Annotated in this window: 12 protein-coding genes; 9 read left to right on the plus strand and 3 right to left on the minus strand. The window is 72.0% G+C overall.

All coding sequences use genetic code 11. The features are described from left to right. Window positions 1–30: 30 nt before the first annotated feature. The 5 genes from P3T29_RS10860 to P3T29_RS10880 all read left to right on the plus strand — a co-directional run bounded on the left by P3T29_RS10860 (window position 31) and on the right by P3T29_RS10880 (window position 5,070). Window positions 31–1,410, plus strand: coding sequence for an ABC transporter substrate-binding protein (locus tag P3T29_RS10860; protein ID WP_280716127.1), 1,380 nt, complete (start codon window positions 31–33; stop codon window positions 1,408–1,410). Window positions 1,411–1,572: 162 nt separating this feature from the next. Then, complete coding sequence (locus tag P3T29_RS10865) at window positions 1,573–2,574, plus strand: sugar ABC transporter permease (RefSeq protein ID WP_280716128.1); 1,002 nt, start codon at window positions 1,573–1,575, stop codon at window positions 2,572–2,574. After that, on the plus strand, window positions 2,571–3,530 hold the full coding sequence (locus P3T29_RS10870) for a carbohydrate ABC transporter permease (RefSeq protein WP_280716129.1): 960 nt from the start codon (window positions 2,571–2,573) through the stop codon (window positions 3,528–3,530). The genes P3T29_RS10865 and P3T29_RS10870 overlap by 4 nt, the downstream gene beginning before the upstream one ends. 90 nt (window positions 3,531–3,620) lie before the next feature. Continuing rightward, window positions 3,621–4,304, plus strand: a complete 684-nt coding sequence (locus tag P3T29_RS10875; protein ID WP_280716130.1) for a ribonuclease HII — start codon at window positions 3,621–3,623, stop codon at window positions 4,302–4,304. Window positions 4,305–4,671: 367 nt separating this feature from the next. Beyond that, on the plus strand, window positions 4,672–5,070 hold the full coding sequence (locus P3T29_RS10880; RefSeq protein ID WP_348532813.1) for a hypothetical protein: 399 nt from the start codon (window positions 4,672–4,674) through the stop codon (window positions 5,068–5,070). Window positions 5,071–5,195: 125 nt separating this feature from the next. Here P3T29_RS10880 and P3T29_RS10885 read toward each other — a convergent pair whose 3' ends face one another. Together P3T29_RS10885 and P3T29_RS10890 are read right to left on the minus strand one after the other, a co-directional pair. Next, the gene (locus tag P3T29_RS10885) at window positions 5,196–5,780 is read right to left on the minus strand and encodes a hypothetical protein (protein WP_280716218.1); all 585 of its coding nucleotides are present in this window, start codon (window positions 5,778–5,780) and stop codon (window positions 5,196–5,198) included. 420 nt (window positions 5,781–6,200) lie between these two features. Further along, on the minus strand, window positions 6,201–8,450 hold the full coding sequence (locus P3T29_RS10890; protein WP_280716132.1) for a DEAD/DEAH box helicase: 2,250 nt from the start codon (window positions 8,448–8,450) through the stop codon (window positions 6,201–6,203). Between the two features lie 232 nt (window positions 8,451–8,682). Here P3T29_RS10890 and P3T29_RS10895 point away from each other — a divergent pair, with 232 nt between their 5' ends. After that, on the plus strand, window positions 8,683–10,230 hold the full coding sequence (locus tag P3T29_RS10895) for a DUF4192 domain-containing protein (protein WP_280716133.1): 1,548 nt from the start codon (window positions 8,683–8,685) through the stop codon (window positions 10,228–10,230). Window positions 10,231–10,322: 92 nt separating this feature from the next. On the opposite strand, the gene P3T29_RS10900 is transcribed toward P3T29_RS10895, so the two are convergent. Beyond that, window positions 10,323–11,636: an alpha/beta fold hydrolase gene (locus P3T29_RS10900; RefSeq protein WP_280716134.1), complete on the minus strand. Its 1,314-nt coding sequence runs from the start codon at window positions 11,634–11,636 to the stop codon at window positions 10,323–10,325. 571 nt (window positions 11,637–12,207) lie between these two features. Between P3T29_RS10900 and P3T29_RS10905 the strand changes: the two genes are divergently transcribed. From P3T29_RS10905 to P3T29_RS10915, 3 genes are all read left to right on the plus strand, one after another. Beyond that, window positions 12,208–14,382 carry a glycogen debranching N-terminal domain-containing protein gene (locus P3T29_RS10905; protein ID WP_280716135.1) on the plus strand — a complete coding sequence of 725 codons (2,175 nt, stop codon included), beginning with the start codon at window positions 12,208–12,210 and terminating at the stop codon, window positions 14,380–14,382. Window positions 14,383–14,502: 120 nt separating this feature from the next. Continuing rightward, on the plus strand, window positions 14,503–15,291 hold the full coding sequence (locus P3T29_RS10910; protein WP_280716136.1) for an NUDIX domain-containing protein: 789 nt from the start codon (window positions 14,503–14,505) through the stop codon (window positions 15,289–15,291). Window positions 15,292–15,578: 287 nt separating this feature from the next. Next, the gene (locus P3T29_RS10915; protein ID WP_280716137.1) at window positions 15,579–16,670 is read left to right on the plus strand and encodes an ATP-binding cassette domain-containing protein; all 1,092 of its coding nucleotides are present in this window, start codon (window positions 15,579–15,581) and stop codon (window positions 16,668–16,670) included. The last annotated feature ends 3 nt before the right edge of the window (window positions 16,671–16,673 follow it).

Below are 16,673 nucleotides of genomic sequence, written 5' to 3' on the forward strand. Positions count from 1 at the left end.
TTCCATCTCGATCGCGATCGAAGGCCGCCGATGATCCAGAAGCCCCGGCCGAACAGACCACGACGGCAGCTGCTCGCCGTCCCCGCCGTGCTGGTGCTGGCGCTCGCCGCAGCCTGTTCCAACAGCTCCGGCAAGTCCACCGCCGACGCGACGCCGACCACGACGCTCAGCGGTGACTGCGCCAAGTACCAGCCGTACGCCGGGCATTCGGGGACGAAGGTGACTATGTACGCCTCGATCCTCAGCCCGGAGTCGGACTCGCTGGAGAAGTCCTGGTCCGAGTTCAGCTCCTGTACGGGCATCAAGATCTCGTACGAGGGTTCCAACGACTTCGAGTCGCAGCTCCAGGTCCGGGTGACGGGCGGCAACGCCCCTGACTTCGCGATCATCCCCCAACCGGGCCTGCTCGCCCAGATGGTGAAGACCGGGAAGGTGGTGAAGCCGCCGGCCGCGACCGTCGCCAACGAGGACAAGTGGAACCCGGTCTGGAAGGGCTACGGCTCGGTCAACGGCACCTTCTACGCGGCGCCGATGAGCGCCAACATGAAGTCGTTGGTCTGGTACTCGCCGAAGTACTTCAAGCAGGCCGGGTACCAGGTGCCGACGACCTGGGCCGATCTGATGACGCTCAGCGACCGGATCGCCAAGGCGGGTGGCGGCAGCAAGCCCTGGTGCGGCGGCATCGGCTCCGGCACGGCGACCGGTTGGCCGGCCACCGACTGGCTGGAGGAGGCCGTCCTCGGTACGTACGGCGGGGACGTCTACGACCAGTGGGTGAGCCACCAGGTCAAGTTCAGCGACCCGAAGATCATCAGCGCGATGCAGACGGTGGCCGGCTGGATGCAGAACCCGGCCTGGGTGAACGGCGGCATCGGCGACGTGAAGTCGATCGCCACCACCACCTTCCAGGACGCCGGTGCGCCGATCCTCACCAACAAGTGCTGGATGCTGCAGCAGGCGTCCTTCTATCAGGCGCAGTGGGCCAAGGGCACCAAGATCGGGCCGGACGGTGACATCTTCGCCTTCCACCTGCCGGCCGTGAACCCGGCCATCCCCAACCCGGTCGAGGGCGGCGGCGAGTTCCTGGCCGCGTTCTCCGACCGTCCCGAGGTTCAGGCGGTGCAGAACTACCTGTCCAGCGCGGACTGGGCGAGCAGCCGGGTGAAGGTCTCGACCGGTTGGGTCTCCGCCAACCAGGCGGTGGACAAGAGCCTCTACACCGACCCGATCGACAAGCTCTCCGCCGACGCGCTGACCGACCCGACCGCGACCTTCCGGTTCGACGCCTCCGACATGATGCCGGCCGCGATCGGTGCCGGCCAGGAGTGGAAGTCGCTGACCGCCTGGTTCGCCGAGGGGCAGGCCATCCCGAAGGTGGCGGCCGACATCGACGCGGCCTGGCCGCAGTAGCCGCCCGCCGAGCCCCAGCACCTGTCACGGGTTCAAGCCCGGGGCCACAGGTTCAGGGCGGCGCGGGCCCACCCGCTCGCGCCGCCCAGGCACTCACCGACCCTCCGTCCGAGGAATTCCGGGTGTCCGGCGCGCCGGAGGCTGCGGAGGAAGGACATTTGTATGCCTACGGCTTCGCTGGCCGACTCGGCGTGGACCGATGCCATCACCAAACTCGGCAACAGCTTCGGCGCCGTCGCGATCTTCCTGGGCATTCTGCTGGTGGTGTTCTTCGCGGCGGGCCGGGCGACCGGCCGGCTCACCCGCCCGCTCGCCATCGGCGTCTTCCTGGGGCCCGCTGTCCTGTTGCTGATCGTCGGACTGGTCGCGCCACTGGTCCGTACCGTCTACCTGAGCTTCTACAACGACGACAGCACCCGCTTCCTCGGCGGGAAGAACTACGGCTGGGCGCTGACCACCGACTCGATCCACCAGGTGCTGCTGAACACCCTGCTCTGGCTGGTGTTCGCACCGCTGGCGGCTACCGGCCTCGGGCTGGTGCTGGCCCTGCTGGTCGAGCGGATGAGGTACCAGGCCCTCTACAAGTCGCTGATCTTCATGCCGATGGCGGTCTCGCTGGTCGGGGCCAGCATCATCTGGAAGTTCGTCTACGAGACCCGGGACTCCTCCCAGCAGCAGGTCGGACTGCTCAGCCAACTGGCCATCAGCCTGGGCTGGCGGCACCCGCCGAACTGGATCCTCTCCCACCCGCTCAACAACTTCCTGCTGATGGCGGTGATGGTCTGGGTGCAGACCGGGTTCGCCATGGTGGTGCTGTCGGCGGCGATCAAGGCGATCCCGGACGAGGTGACGGAGGCGGCCCGGCTGGACGGCGCGCGCGGGTTGAAGCTGTTCTGGTTCGTGACGGTGCCGATGATCCGGACCACGCTGGTGGTGGTGCTCACCACCGTCATGATCACGACCCTGAAGGCCTTCGACATCGTCCGCACCATGACCGGCGGCAACTTCGGTACCCAGGTGTTGGCCAACGAGATGTACTCGCAGTCCTTCGTGCAGTTCAACGTCGGCCGGGGCAGCGCGCTCGCGGTGATCCTCTTCCTCGCGGTGCTGCCCCTGGTGGCCTACAACATCGTCCAGCTGCGCAAGGAGCGTGAGACCCGGTGAGTACCCAGCCCGCGACCGTGCCGAGCAAAGCCGTCGGGGCGGCGGAAGCCACTGGTTCGGCGGCCGTCCGCAAGTCCTTCAGCAGTCCGCTCGGCTCGGTCTTCGTGATCGCGGTGACGGTGCTCTGGACGATCCCCACCTTCGGTCTGCTGGCGACCTCGCTGCGGCCGAAGCAGGCGGTGGCGGCCAGCGGCTGGTGGGAGATCTTCGTCCACCCGCAGCTGATCCTCTCCAACTACCACACCGTGCTCTTCGATGGCGGCTTCGGCGTCAGCGCCGGGATGATGCCCTTCCTGGTCAACTCGCTGGCCATCAGCATCCCGGCCACGATCTTCCCCCTGGTGCTCGCCGCGATGGCCGCCTACGCGCTGGCCTGGGTGCGGTTCAGGGGCAGCGACACGGTCTTCTTCATCATCTTCGCGCTCCAGGTGGTGCCGCTGCAGATGGCGTTGATCCCACTGCTGCAACTGTTCTCGGGCGGTGCGCACCTGGGCGGGCTGACCATCATCCCGGCCTTCGACCTGCACGGGACGTACGTGCCGGTCTGGCTGGCCCACACCATGTTCGCGCTGCCGCTGGCGACCTTCCTGCTGCACAACTTCATCTCGCAGCTGCCGCGTGACCTGATGGAGGCGGCGGTGGTCGACGGAGCGTCACACTTCAAGATCTTCCGGTCCATCGTGCTGCCGCTCTGCACGCCGGCGCTGGCCTCGTTCGCGATCTTCGAGTTCCTCTGGGTCTGGAACGACCTCCTCGTCGCGCTCACCTTCGCCGGCGGGACTCCGGAGGTCGCCCCGATGACCGTCCGACTGGCCCAGCTCTCCGGTTCGTTCGGCGGGCGGTGGGAGGTGCTCACGGCCGGGGCGTTCCTGTCCCTGATCGTGCCGCTGATCGTCTTCTTCAGCCTTCAGCGCTACTTCGTCCGGGGGCTGCTGGCGGGGTCGGTCAAGGGGTGAGCCCGGAGCCACCCCAGCGCGTCGGCGGCAGGACGTGACCCAGGACGTACGCTGGACTCGCCCGCGAAGACACCGCCGAATGGACCTCCGATGCCGTACGACCCCCCGACCCACTCGGTCGAGCGCTCGCTGCGCCGGGCCGGCGCCCAGGTGGTGGCGGGGCTGGACGAGGTCGGGCGCGGCGCCTGGGCCGGGCCCGTGACGGTCGGCGCGGCGGTGACGGGCCTGCGCAAGGCGCCGGAGGGGCTCACCGATTCCAAACTGCTGACCGAGCGCCGCCGCACCGCACTGGCCCCTGTCCTGGCCGACTGGGTCACCGCCTACGCGCTCGGCCACGCCTCACCCGAGGAGTGCGACGAGCTGGGGATGACCGCAGCCCTGCGGCTGGCCGCGCTGCGCGCACTGGAGGCGCTCCCGGTCCGGCCGGACGCGATCATCCTCGACGGAAAGCACGACTACCTCGGCGGGCCCTGGCGGGTCCGCACGGTGATCAAGGGTGACCAGTCGTGCATCTGTGTCTCGGCGGCCTCGGTGCTCGCCAAGGTGCAACGCGACGGTCTGATGGCGGAGATCGGGGTCGACCTCCCGGCGTTCGGTTTCGAGGACAACGCCGGCTACCCCTCACCGGTGCACCGGGCGGCGCTGGAGGAGTTCGGGCCGACCGAGCACCACCGGCTGTCCTGGTCGTACCTCGACGCGCTGCCCAGGTGGAGCCACCTGAAGCGCGGACGGTCCCTGCCGGACCAGGCGGAGCAGCTCTCGCTCGGTTTCTGACGGACCGGCTGCCAGGGCGGGGTGTTCTGCGGCATTCCGCAGCATTTTCCGGCGTTCGGTCGTGTTCGGTGGTTTTCGGTGGTGCTCAGCTGCGTTTCGTGGCGTTCGGTGGCGTTCAGGGGGTGGGCGGCTGGTGCGCGCCCGACCGGCGTTTGATAGATATCCGGGTATGCCTGTCTTGCCCGAGGAGTCGGAAATTCACGCGCGCGTATCGCCTGTCCCCGCCAAACCCCCCGTCCCCGGCGCCGTACTGCCGGGCCCACGGCCGGCGCCGCCCCGCGCACCCCGGCCGGGCCCTCCGGTCCGGGCCGTGCAGCCGCCCAGGCCAGGGCCCTCCCCGCGTCGGTCCGGGCCCACCGTGCGGCTGGTGCCGGCCTCGGTCCACGACGCGGTCGAGCGGGCCGACGAGACGGTGGACCAACTGCTGGAGGCCGGCCGCCGGCCCGCCGACCTCCTGGTGCTGACGACCGGTCAGCCGCACCCGTGGCAGCAGCACGAACTCTCCTTCGGCGAGCCGGGCTACTGGGCCCAGCTCACCGAAGGGGGCGACGTCTTCTACACGGACGCCGGCCGGCTGGACGGTGCCGCGGCGCGTCCGCTCCGCCGTGAGGTCGTGGTGCTGGTCGTCAACGACGGCACCGCCGGCCGGGTCGAAGCTGCGGTACGGAAGGCTCTCGGCCTCGCCGGTGCGCTGCTCGTGGTGTGCGGTGAGCCGGATGTGGTGACGCCGCTTCTCCCGGCCGGGAGCCGACCGTTGTCGGCCTGACCCTCGCTGCTCGGGTCTGTGCCGGGGGTGCGTGTGTACGTGCGTGGGGTTCGGCGGTTCGAGCCCCACGTGGCTGCGCCGTGCGGTGCGGTGCGATGTCGCGCTGCCGTGCTGTGGTGCTGTGGTCAGCGGGTCCCGGTCGGGCGGAGAACTTCGAGTGCGGTGGGTGCCAGGGTCGCCGCCGGTTTCCAGGAGCGTTCCTCGGCGTGCTCGCGTCCGGCACGGGGTGCGAGTTCGGTGACGGTGTGTACCGGGCCGTCCACCCAGGAGCCCGAGTGCGGCGTCCGGCCGTGCCGACCGTCGCCGAGCGAGCGCCAGCCCGAAGGGGTCAGCGCGATGTACGGGCCGCAGCGCAGGCCGTGCAGCGCGGCGGCATCGCGCAGCGCCCACATCCAGGCGCCGTCCTGCTCCGTCCAGTCGGCGGATCCCTCCCGGCAGCGCAGCAGCACCACCGTGCGGGTGGGGCAGGCGAGCCGCAGGTCGTGCGGGGTGATCCGGCGCAGCTGACTGAGGATCGCATTGCGGTGGTGCCAGCCGTCGTCGCTGTGCGGCCGGACGGTGAACGACGCGGAGGCCGTGACGTGGTGCTGGGCGTCCAGGACGGCGACCACGCTCGTGCCGGGCTGCGGAAGGTGCCGCTGGTGCAGCTCGGTGACGAACTCGCGCGGGGCGGGCAGCAGCGGGATACCGGAGTCGGTCCAGTTGTCCAGGCCGAGCGTGCGACTCCGGGCCGAGGAGAAGTGAGCTCGGTCGACGCCGTTGGTCACGATCCTCCTTCCAAGGCCCGCAGGGCGCGCGGGCGCTCGCGTACGCCGAAGTCCGGGTCTGCCGGACCGGGATCGGGGTACGGTCCAATTCTCAGGCCAGATGAGCCCGACCGGCAACGATGAAATGATGAACGCCACCCGAAAGCCGGTGTTCTGTCAGGTATATCCCACTTCTGCCGTGCTGCCAGTCGACTGACGGGTAATCGGATCGAGCCGTGTCAGGTCGACTTCCGGTCGTTGGATCTCCCGACTGCGACTGCGACTGCGACTGCGACTGCGACTGCGACTGCGACTGCGACTGCGACTGCGCTGCCGTGTCCGAGCCGGGGTCGCTGTTTCGAGCTCCGTCTGCGGCCCGTGTCGCTAGGCCTGCACGGCGAGGACGAGGGGCAGCACCGCATTCGCCCCCGCCTGCCGGAGCAGCCGGGCCGCTACCGTGACCGTCCAGCCGGAGTCCACCAGGTCGTCGACCAGCAGGACCGGCCCGGGGGTCGAGGCCAGGGCCGACCGGAGCCCGTCCGGCACCACCAGGGTGCCCGCCAGCGAGTGCAGCCGTTGGGCGCTGTTGCTCCGGGGCCCGTGCGGCGGCCGGCCGGTCGCGTACTCGATCCGGCCGAGCAGCGGCATCCGGCCGATGGCGGCGAGCTGTGCACCCAGGCTGTCCACGAGAGCGGGGCGGGTGCCCGAGGCCATCGTGACCACGCCGACCGGCCGCGCGAGCCGACCGCCCTCGGCACCCTCGGGGCCGGCCCAGCCACCGGGCCCGCGAGCCCAGTCGGCCACCACGCTGACCAGGGCGTTCACCACGTCGGAGGGAGCCGGACCGTCCGGCGTCTGCTCGGCGAGCATGGCGCGCAGCCTGGTACCCCAGCCGATGTCGGACAGCCGGCCCAGCGCCCGGCCGGTCTCGGCCTGCTCACCGGCCGGGATCCGGCCCTTCAGTGGGACGCCCAGCGCGTCCATGCCCGTCGGCCACAGCCGACGGGGTTCGAAGGTGATCCCCGGTCGGCCGAGTGCCGCCGTGGCCGCGCCCAGCGCCTCGGTCGAGAGCTCAGCGGTGTGACGTGGCCCGGCGCAGTTGTCGCAGCGGCCGCAGGGTGTGGCCGCCTCGTCGTCGAGCTGACGTCGCAGGAACTCCATCCGGCAGCCTGTCGTCGTCGCGTACTCGCGCATCGCGCGCTGCTCGGCCTCGCGGGACTCGGCGACCTTGGCGTAGCGCGCCGCGTCGTACGCCCAGGGGTTGCCGGTGGCCGTCCAGCCGCCGCGCACGCGGCGGACGGCGCCGTCCACGTCGAGCACCTTCAGCATGGTCTCCAGCCGGTTCCGCCGGAGGTCGACCCGGGGCTCCAGCGCGGCCGTGGAGAGCGGCCGGTCGGCTGCGGCGAGCGCATCGATCGTCCGCCGGACCTGTTCCTCGGCCGGGAAGGCGAGCGAGGCGAAGTAACGCCAGATCGCCTCGTCCTCGCGGCCAGGCAGCAGCAGCACCTCCGCACGCTCCACCCCGCGCCCGGCACGGCCGACCTGCTGGTAGTAGGCGATCGGCGAGCTCGGGGAGCCGAGGTGCACCACGAAACCGAGGTCGGGCTTGTCGAATCCCATGCCCAATGCCGAGGTGGCGACCAGGGCCTTGACCCGGTTCGCGAGCAGATCGGCCTCGGCGCTGCGGCGCTCCGCGTCCTCCGTCCGGCCCGAGTACGAGGCGACCGGGTAGCCGCGCTGGCGGAGGAACGCGGTGACCTCGTCGGCGGCGGCGACGGTGAGGGTGTAGATGATCCCCGACCCGGGCAGCTCGGGGAGGTGGTCGGCGAGCCAGGCCAGGCGCTGCGCCGGATCGGGCAGCATCAGCACGCTCAGGCTCAGGCTCTCGCGATCGAGCTCGCCACGGAGGACGAGCGCGCGCTCGTCGGTGCCGGTCGTCGCGCCGCCGGTGCTTCCGGTGCCGAGCTGCTCGGCGACATCGGCGGTGACCCGGGCGTTGGCGGTGGCGGTGGTGGCCAGGACGGGGACGCCCGGGGCCAGGTCGGCGAGCATCGTGCGCAGGCGGCGGTAGTCGGGACGGAAGTCGTGGCCCCAGTCGGAGATGCAGTGCGCCTCGTCGACCACCAGGAGACCGGTCGAAGCGGCGAGCTTGGGCAGCACCTGGTCGCGGAAGTCGGGGTTGTTCAGCCGCTCGGGGCTGACCAGCAGGATGTCGACGGCCCCCGCCGCCACCTCTGCCTGGATCACGTCCCACTCCTCGGGGTTCGCCGAGTTGATGGTGCGTGCGTGGATACCGGCCTTGGCGGCCGAATCGACCTGGTTCCGCATCAGGGCCAGCAACGGGGAGACGATCACCGTCGGGCCCGCGCCGCGAGCCCGCAGCAGTGCGGTCGCGATGAAGTAGACGGCCGACTTCCCCCAGCCGGTGCGCTGGACGACGAGAGCCCGGCGATGGTCGATGACCAGGGCTTCGATGGCCAGCCACTGGTCCTCCCGCAGTACCGCTGCCGGGCCGGCCAGCTCACGGAGCACCGCCTCGGCCCGCGCACGGACGGCTGTGCGGTCCGGGTACGTCGGAGAGTGGGTGCGGGACTGGTCGTGGGGCTGGTCGGGGTGGGGCGTGGGCTCGTCCATGGGTCCATCAATACCGCCTGCGACCGACAGTCCGCGAACAGCCGCGACGGAGGGCTGTGAGCCTATGAGAGGTAAGTCATCCGAATGTGCGTCATTTGTCCTGGTATGTCGGGATTTGATGGCTGGGCCATTCGGAGTAGCAAATGCTGGCCCCCGGGCTTTATCCACAGGCTGGAAGCATTCTCGGCCGGCCGGGGAGGGATGCGCCAATCTTCCCCACATGAACTCCGACATGAACGCTGACAAGAACTCCGACAAGAACGCCGGCGTGAACTCAGACCCGAACGAGGACTGCGGCGCACTTGCTCCTGGCGCGCCGGCCGATCAGCTCCCGGTCAGGATGCGCGGACCTGCCGACATGGCCGAGATGCTGCCCTACCTGCTGGGCTTCTTCCCGGACGACAGCATCGTCGCCGTCGGGCTGCACGGCCCCGCGCTCCAGCAGGGTGGGGTGATCAGGGTCGACATCCCCGACGACCCCGAGTGCTGGCAGCCGCTCGCGGCGGAGACCGCCCGGCTCCTGATCGCGCTCTCCGAGCAGCGTGATCGCCGCCCCGAACAGGTTCTGCTGTACGTCTGCCGGGACCCTGCGGACGGTGACGGCCGGGCGGTCGTCACCGGACTCGCTCCGCTTGCCGACCAGCTGGCACAGGCCTTCCGGGCCGAGGGCGTCAAGGTGAAGGAGTCGCTGTGCATCTCGGCGGGCCGCTGGTGGTCCTTCCTGTGCGCCGGGACGGGGTGCTGCCGTCCCGAGGGCGCCCTGATCCGCTCGGCCCACCTCCCGAGCCCGGCGGCCGCAGCGGCGACCTTCGCCGGGCTCGCGCCCAGGGGCAGCCGCAAGGCGATCGCGGCCGCGCTGGCGCCGATCGGCCTGCCCGGGGCTGACGCTCAGCGGGCGGCGATCGAGCGCGCCGGGCCCCGGCTGCTCGGAGAGCTGACCGGGCCCGGTGGCCGCCCTGCGGTGTTGGAGCGTACGAGCGCCCTGATCGAGGAGGCGATGGCCGAGTTCGGGACAGGCGCCGGAGAGCTCGACCCCGAACGTGCGGCCCGGCTGTTGGTCGGCCTGCAGGACAGGCTCGGCCGTGACCGGGGTGCCGAGTACGCGGAGCCGGAGGAGCTGATCCCCGCCCAGCGCCTCTGGCGCTACCTCGCGCAGCGGTGCGTGCCGCCGTTCGAGCACTTCGGAGCGGCCCCGCTCACCCTGCTCGCCTGGACCTCCTGGCTCGCGGCCGACACGGCGACGGCCCGAATCGTCCTGGCCAGGGCGCTCGATCTCGACCCGGAGTACACCTTGGCGCAGCTGCTCTACGACTCGTTGAACGGCGGGCTGATGCCGGATCAGCTGCTGGAGAGCGTGCGCCGGGAGCGATCCAGGCGGCTGCCCCCAGCGGCCGGATACCTGTCCCCGGCACGCTCCGAGCAGGACCGTTCGGGGTCGGGACGTCCGGGGTCGGGAGGTGGATCAGCCTGTCCGTCCTCGGTCGGGCACGTGCCGCCGCCGCATCGAGAGCCGGTCGAGGTGGACCGCGAACCCGCCGACGATATTGCCGAACCCGCCGACGACGTGGCGGGGGCCGACCCCGAGGGGCCGATCCCCGCCCGGCGCGGGCTGCTCCGCCGCCGCGCGGAGCGTGCCCGACGACGAATCGGCGGAGGCCGCGGCCTGAACAGCGGCCTGAACAGTGGCCTGAAGAACGGTCCGACGAGTGGCTCGACGACCGGCCTGAAGAACGGTCTGAAGAACGGTCTGGCGAGCGATCTGACGGGGGAGCCGACATGACGGAGCGGATCAGGACCGGAGCCCCCGCAGTTCACCCGCGCATGCTCCGGAGCACGCTCGCCAGGTGGCTCCGGGCCCAGCTCGTCGGGTGGCTACAGCTCGCCGCGCGCCATCTTGATCAGGTGGTCCAGCACCTGACCACCGCTCGCCCGCAGGCCGTCGTGCTCCCACTCGTTGGTCACCCAGGCCCGCAGTCCCTGCACGGCTCGCCCGGTCTCCAAGGAGTCGGCGGTGTCCACGTACATGTCGTCGTGGTAGACCGCTGCCACCACCGGCACCTGGTTGGCGGCCAGGCGCTCGGGGTCGTACAGGTCGGGCCAGTCGGTCCGCTCCGCGAGCAGTTGCGCCGTCTCACGAAGCGGCTGCAGAGCCGGGTCGGTCTCGAACAGCCAGGGGTAGATCATCTCGCCCGTGAACAACACCGGCGCGCCCGACTTCAGCGCCGCCTCGGCGTCGAACTCGGGGAACTCCTCGCGCACCCGCTCCGCAGCCCAACGCGTCCCGGCCACGTCCACCGAGCGCTGGCCGTAGATCGACTCGTGCAGCACCGCGTACAGCGGTCCCCCCGCGAACGACAGCTGCGCCTGGACGCCCGCCAGGAAGGTGTCCGACAGCTCGGGGCCGTCCACTCCCTCGACCCAGGCCTCCTCCAACAGGTGGTGCAGCGCGTGCGAGCCGCTCCCGGAGCCGAGCATCAGGCCGAGCGCCTGGAAGGCCCGGACGGTGAGCAGCCCTCCGTCGGGCAGCTGGGCGGGCGTCTCGATCAGGTGCGCGGCGATCCGTCGCACCGCCGCCACGTCCTGCGGGTAGCGCGCGTAGTGCGCCGAGTTCTTCCGGGCCACCCTCGGGTACGCGGTGCGGTACACGTCGTCCGCCGAGCTGCGCAGGCCCGCCAGTCCGCCCGTCACGAACGCCTCCCGCAGCCCCTCGGGAGCCACTGAGAGGTAGGTCAGTGTGCAGAAGCCGCCGAAGCTCTGCCCCAGCAGAGTCCAGCGCCCGTCGGCACCCAGCAGTCGACGCCGGATCAGCTCCGCATCCCGGACGATCGAGTCGGCGCGGAAATGGGCCAGGTAGTCGGCCTGCTGCCGCGCTCCACCCCGCCGGGCGAGAGTCTGCCGGGTGGCCGGCGTGGACCGGCCGGTTCCGCGCTGGTCGAGCAGCAGCACGCGGTAGTCGTCGAGAGCCCGGACCAGCCAGCCGTCGCGGCCGACCGGCCGGTTGGCCTTGCCGCCGGGGCCGCCCTGCAGGAAAAGCAACCAGGGCAGATCGTCGCCCTCGCGGCCCGAGGCCACCACCTCACGGGCGTAGACCTCGATCTGTTCACCCTCGGGGGCCTGATGATCGAGCGGTACCTGGAAGACGTGGTCGGTCGTGACGATCCCCGGCAGCCGGCTGGCGGTGGACATGCAACTCCTCGGTACGCGCTGGTGACAGGTAACGGTGCGGCAGCCGGTGACGGTCTGCTCCGCGCGGCGACGCGTCCGCACCGTATCCTGACGGCTGCCGGGATCCGGCACCGGCGAGCTGGAGCGGGTGGTCGAACAGATTTGGCGCCGGGCTCGGCTCCGAGGGATCGGGTGGCGTGGGCGCGCGGCAGGGCGGTCGGCGTTCGGTCGATTCGCAAACGGACCGGCAGTCAGCGGATCGGCGTGACCTGGGGCAGGTCCGGTGCGTTCACCCTGCGGGTACCGCCGCCGAACCGGAGGTGCTCCCCACCGTTCGCGTCCTCCGTCCCCGCCCGAGCTGCGCACCGGCACGGCCGCACAGCACCGCAGCAGCAGAGCAGTACCAGTCAGTGATCGAGCATGCGCTCGGCCGAAGGAGGAGAGCCAGGTGACCGCCACGAGGCCACCACAGGAGGTGCCGGAGGGAGCGCCGTCGACCGCATTCAACGGTCCGACCGGTCCGACCGGTCCGACCGGATTGATCGGTCCGGCCGGACCGGCCGCACCGCCGCCGGTGTCGAAGGCCCCTCCGATGTCCGGCCCGATGTCCGGCTTCCTGTCCGGCCCGCCGCTCACCCCGCCGTTCAACCCCCATGCCGGTGCGCAGCCGGGCGCGCATCCCGGCGCGCAGCCGGGGCAGCACCGCCCGCCCGCGCCGGTACGCCCGCAGCCTGCCGCCGCTCACGGCGAGGTGCTCTGCGTGAACGCCCCCGCGATGGCCGTCTCCGGTCCGGACGGGCAGCTCAGGGGACAGCACCTGGACGGCTTCTACCGGTCCGGTGTCCGGACTCTGGCCAGGATGGAGCTGCGTCTCGGGGGCATCGAACCGCTGTCGCTCCAGGGGACGCTGACCTCGGCCGCCGAGGCGCGTTTCGTCGGTGCCGTCCGGGTGCCCGGTGACCCCGACCCGGATCCCGCCCTCACCGTCGAACGGCTCAGGCACGCCGACGGCGTCGAGACCGTCACGGTACGGAACACCGGCGGCCGCCCGGCCCGCCTCCCGTTGGAGATCACCTTCGGGACGGATCTCGGTCGGCTGGCCGACATCGCCGCTGGGCAGCGCTCGGCCGACCTGCCGGGCCAGGTGCAGTCGTCCGGCCTCCGCTGGGCCGGGCCGCACCACAGCGCCACCGTCGCGGCCCGGCCGTCGCCGCACGCGGTACTGGCGGGGGCGGGCGTACTGCGCTGGGACCTGGAGGTGCAGCCCGGCGCCCGTTGGTCGGTCGAGCTGCGGACGGAGCTCGAGGTCGTCACCCCGGCAGCCGTCCGGCCGCCGACCGGGCGGGGCCAGGGGGTGGCACCGCCGTGGTCGACGCCGGAGGTCCGGTGCGACGACTCGCGCGTCGAGCTGCTCGTTCCCCGCTCGCTGGACACCCTGGGCGGGCTGCTGCTCGCCGATGCGGACCGGCCGACCGACCTCTACGCGGCCTCCGGGGTGCCGTGGCGCTTCGGGCTCACCTCGGCCGACGCGCTCTGGGCGGCCCGGCTCATGTTGCCGCTGGGCACCCGCCTCGCGGCGGGGACGCTCAGAGCCCTGGCGCGGCGTCAGCAGGTCGGCGGCGGCGCGCGTCCCGAGGGTCTGATCCCGGGTGCGTTGCGGCACGCCGGGCCCGAGCTTCCGCCGTCCTGCACGGCGACCGAGGCCACCCTGCTGTTCGTCACCGTGCTGGCCGAGGCCTGGCGCTGGGGCATGCCCGGACACGAGGTGGCGGAGCTGATTCCGGCCGTCGAGCGTGCCCTCGCGGCACTGCGGGCCAACGTGGGTGGCGTGGGCAGCACGGGCGACTTCGCTGACAGTGCGGGTGGTTCAGGGCCGGACGGGTTCGTCACCGACCTCGGTCGGACGTCCGAGGAGCGCAGCGCCCGCCCGGTGCCGGCCCGCTGCGAGGTGCAGGCCCAGGCCCACCGGGCGGCCCTGCACGGGGCGGAGCTGCTGGAGGCGTTCGGGCGGCCGGGCGCCGAGGAGTGGCGCGGCTGGGCAGCGCGGCTGGCGACGCGCTTCCGGGAACAGTTCTGGATCGACGATCTGTCAGGTGGCCGCCCGGCCGCCGCGCTCGCCGGTCCGGGCCGGCCGTTGCCCGCCCTGGCCTCCTCCTCCTTCGTCCACCTGCTCGACCTGGGCCTGGCGGCCGACGGTGCCCACCACCAGGGCCTGCTGGACCGCGAGCAGACCAGGGTTCTCGCCCAGCGCCTGGCCGCGCCGGAGTTCGACTGCGGGTGGGGTCTGCGGACACTGAGTGCCAAGTCCCCTCGCTTCAACCCGATCGGGCACCGCAGCGGAGCCGTCCGGGTGCACGAGACCACGCTCGCGGTCGCGGGCCTGGCCGGCGCCGGTTTCGAGCGGGAGGCCGGAGCGCTGCTGGCCGGGCTGCTGGACGCGTCCGCGCACTTCGAGGGGCGGCTGCCCGAGATGTACGCGGGGGAGCAGCGGGTCACGGGGTGTCCGCCGGTGCCGCACCCGGCGGCCTGCCGCCCGGCGGCGGTGTCGTCGGCGGCCGCGATCCAGCTGGTCACCGCGTTGGCCGGAGTGCGTCCCGACGTCCCGGCCAGCCGGGTGCTGGTCCGGCCGGCCAGTACGGCTCCGCTCGGGGAGCTCGAGCTCACCGGCCTGCGGGTGGCGGGCGAGCCGTTCTCGGTCCGGGTCAGCCGGATCGGTGTCGCAGTGGTCGAGGAGGCCTCACCGGAACTCCAACTCGGCGCGCGCTGACCGCTGACGGGAGATCGACGGGACGCCGGCGTGATGGCGACAGCAGCCTGACGGCGGTACCGAGGGTGATTCCGTCCTGACCCTGTGCTTATCGTCAGAGAGACGACTATCATCGTCCCCATGTCGCGTTATGACCCGTCGGCCTTCCCCCCGTTCGCTGTCACGGTCGACCTGGTGGTGTTGACGGTGCGGGAGCACGCGTTGTGCGCACTGCTGGTCCGACGAGGAGAACCCCCCTTCCAGGGGTACTGGGCGCTGCCCGGCGGCTTCGTACGCCCCGACGAGGGCCTGGCCGAGGCGGCCTCCCGGGAGCTGTCGGAGGAGACCGGCCTGCGCGCCCACCCCATGCCGGGGCAGGGCGCGGCGGGCGGGCCCGTCGACGGCGTTCACCTGGTCGGAGCCCACACGGCCGGTGCCCACCTGGAACAGCTCGCGACCTACGGTCACCCCCAGCGGGACCCCCGGATGCGGGTCGTCAGCGTCGCGCACCTGGCGCTGGCCCCGGACCTCCCGACGCCCCGTCCGGGCGGGGACGCCAGCAGCGCCCGCTGGGCCCCGGCGGGGGAGTTGATCGGGCAGAGCCCGGCCGACGGCGTGCCGCTGGCCTTCGACCACGGGAAGATCCTCGCGGACGGGGTCGAGCGCGCCCGCTCCAAGATCGAGTACTCCTCGCTCGCCACGGCCTTCTGCCCTCCCGAGTTCACCGTCGGCGAGCTGCGCCAGGTCTACGAGGCAGTCTGGGGCGTTGCTCTCGATCCCCGTAACTTCCACCGCAAGGTCACCGGCACCCCCGGTTTCCTGGTGCCGACCGGCGGCACCACGACCCGTCAGGGCGGCCGCCCCGCCCAGCTCTTCAAGCCCGGCGGTGCGACGGTCCTCAACCCTCCGATGCTCCGTCCCGAGTCCTGAGCGCCTCAGCCCCTTGATGACCTCGAGGACCTGGCACCCTCGACGCCCCGACAGCCGCGACGTCCTGACGCCCTCGGCGCCCTGAGCCCGGTCGGTCCAGGCCGACCGACCGGCCCGGGCTGCCGCCGATGTCCCCTGTTCGGGTGAGCTGCGTGACCACGCGGGCCACGACGCATCCGTAATGCCCGAATTCTCCGGCTTCTCGGCCTACTGTGCTGGCGCGGGTAAGCACGGGACCACCCGTGCCTCGCGGACCCGGTCGGCCGAGGACATGGGAGCAGGCAGCGATGATCCAGATCACCGGACTGACCAAGATCTATCGCAGGGGCCGCCCACCGGCCCTGCTCGATCTGACCTTCGACACCCGCCCCGGGGCGGTGACCGCCCTGCTGGGCGCCGAGGGTGCCGGCAAGACCACCGCCCTGCGGCTCATGGTCGAGCTCGAACGCGGCCAGGGCGTCACCCTGTTCGACGGCCGGACGTACCGCCGGCTGCGGCGCCCTGAACACGAGGTCGGGGTGCTGCTGCCCGCCGGGCGTCCGCTGGCCGGCCACCCGGGACGCCGTGCCCGCAGCCATCTGCGGATGCTGGCCGGAGCGGTCGGTGTACCGGCCCGGCGCGCGGACGAGTTGCTCGAACAGACCCGCCTGGCGGCCGTCGCCGGCCACCGGCTGCGCTCCTTCTCGCCCGGCATGCACCGGCGCCTCGCGCTCGCGGCGGCCCTGCTCGGCTCCCCGGGCACCCTGCTGCTGGACTGCCCCACCGAGGATCTGTCGCCGCGCAACACCGACTGGTTCCACTCCTTCCTGCGCTCCTTCGCCGCCTCCGGAGGGACGGTCCTGGTGACGACCCGCACTCCGCAGGAGGCGTCGGGCCTGGCGGACCGGGTGGTCACGCTGGACCGGGGCAGGCTGCTCGCCGACCAGCCGGTCGCCGAGTTCCGCCGGACCAGGCTGCACCCGGAGGTGGCCGTCCGGGGCCCGCAGATGGCCAGGCTCGCCGATCTGCTGGTCGAGCAGGGCGGGCAGGTCCGGCGGGACGGCGGCGCCGGTATCGCGGTGAGTGGCGTCGGTCGTACCGAGATCGGTGAACTCGCCTACCGGCACGGCATCCTGTTGCACGAACTCGCCGACCGGGTGGTCGAGCAGCCCATCCCGTACCCGGTCCTCCCGGCTGCGTCGGGCCGTTCCGGCCACGTCCGGGTCCAGTTCCAACCCGCCGCCCACAGCCCGATCCCGGCCGACCGCCCGTCCCCCGAGCAGGCTCTCGATCAAACTCTCCCCGATCAGGCTCTCCCTGAGCAGACCCTCCGAGCCGCCGTCACCACGCCCCAGCCCGACAGCCGACCCGACAGCCGACCCGACCACTGGAGCGAGTGAACA

Origin of the sequence: Kitasatospora sp. MAP5-34, from assembly GCF_029894335.1 — a bacterium.
Taxonomy (GTDB): Bacteria; Actinomycetota; Actinomycetes; order Streptomycetales; family Streptomycetaceae; genus Kitasatospora.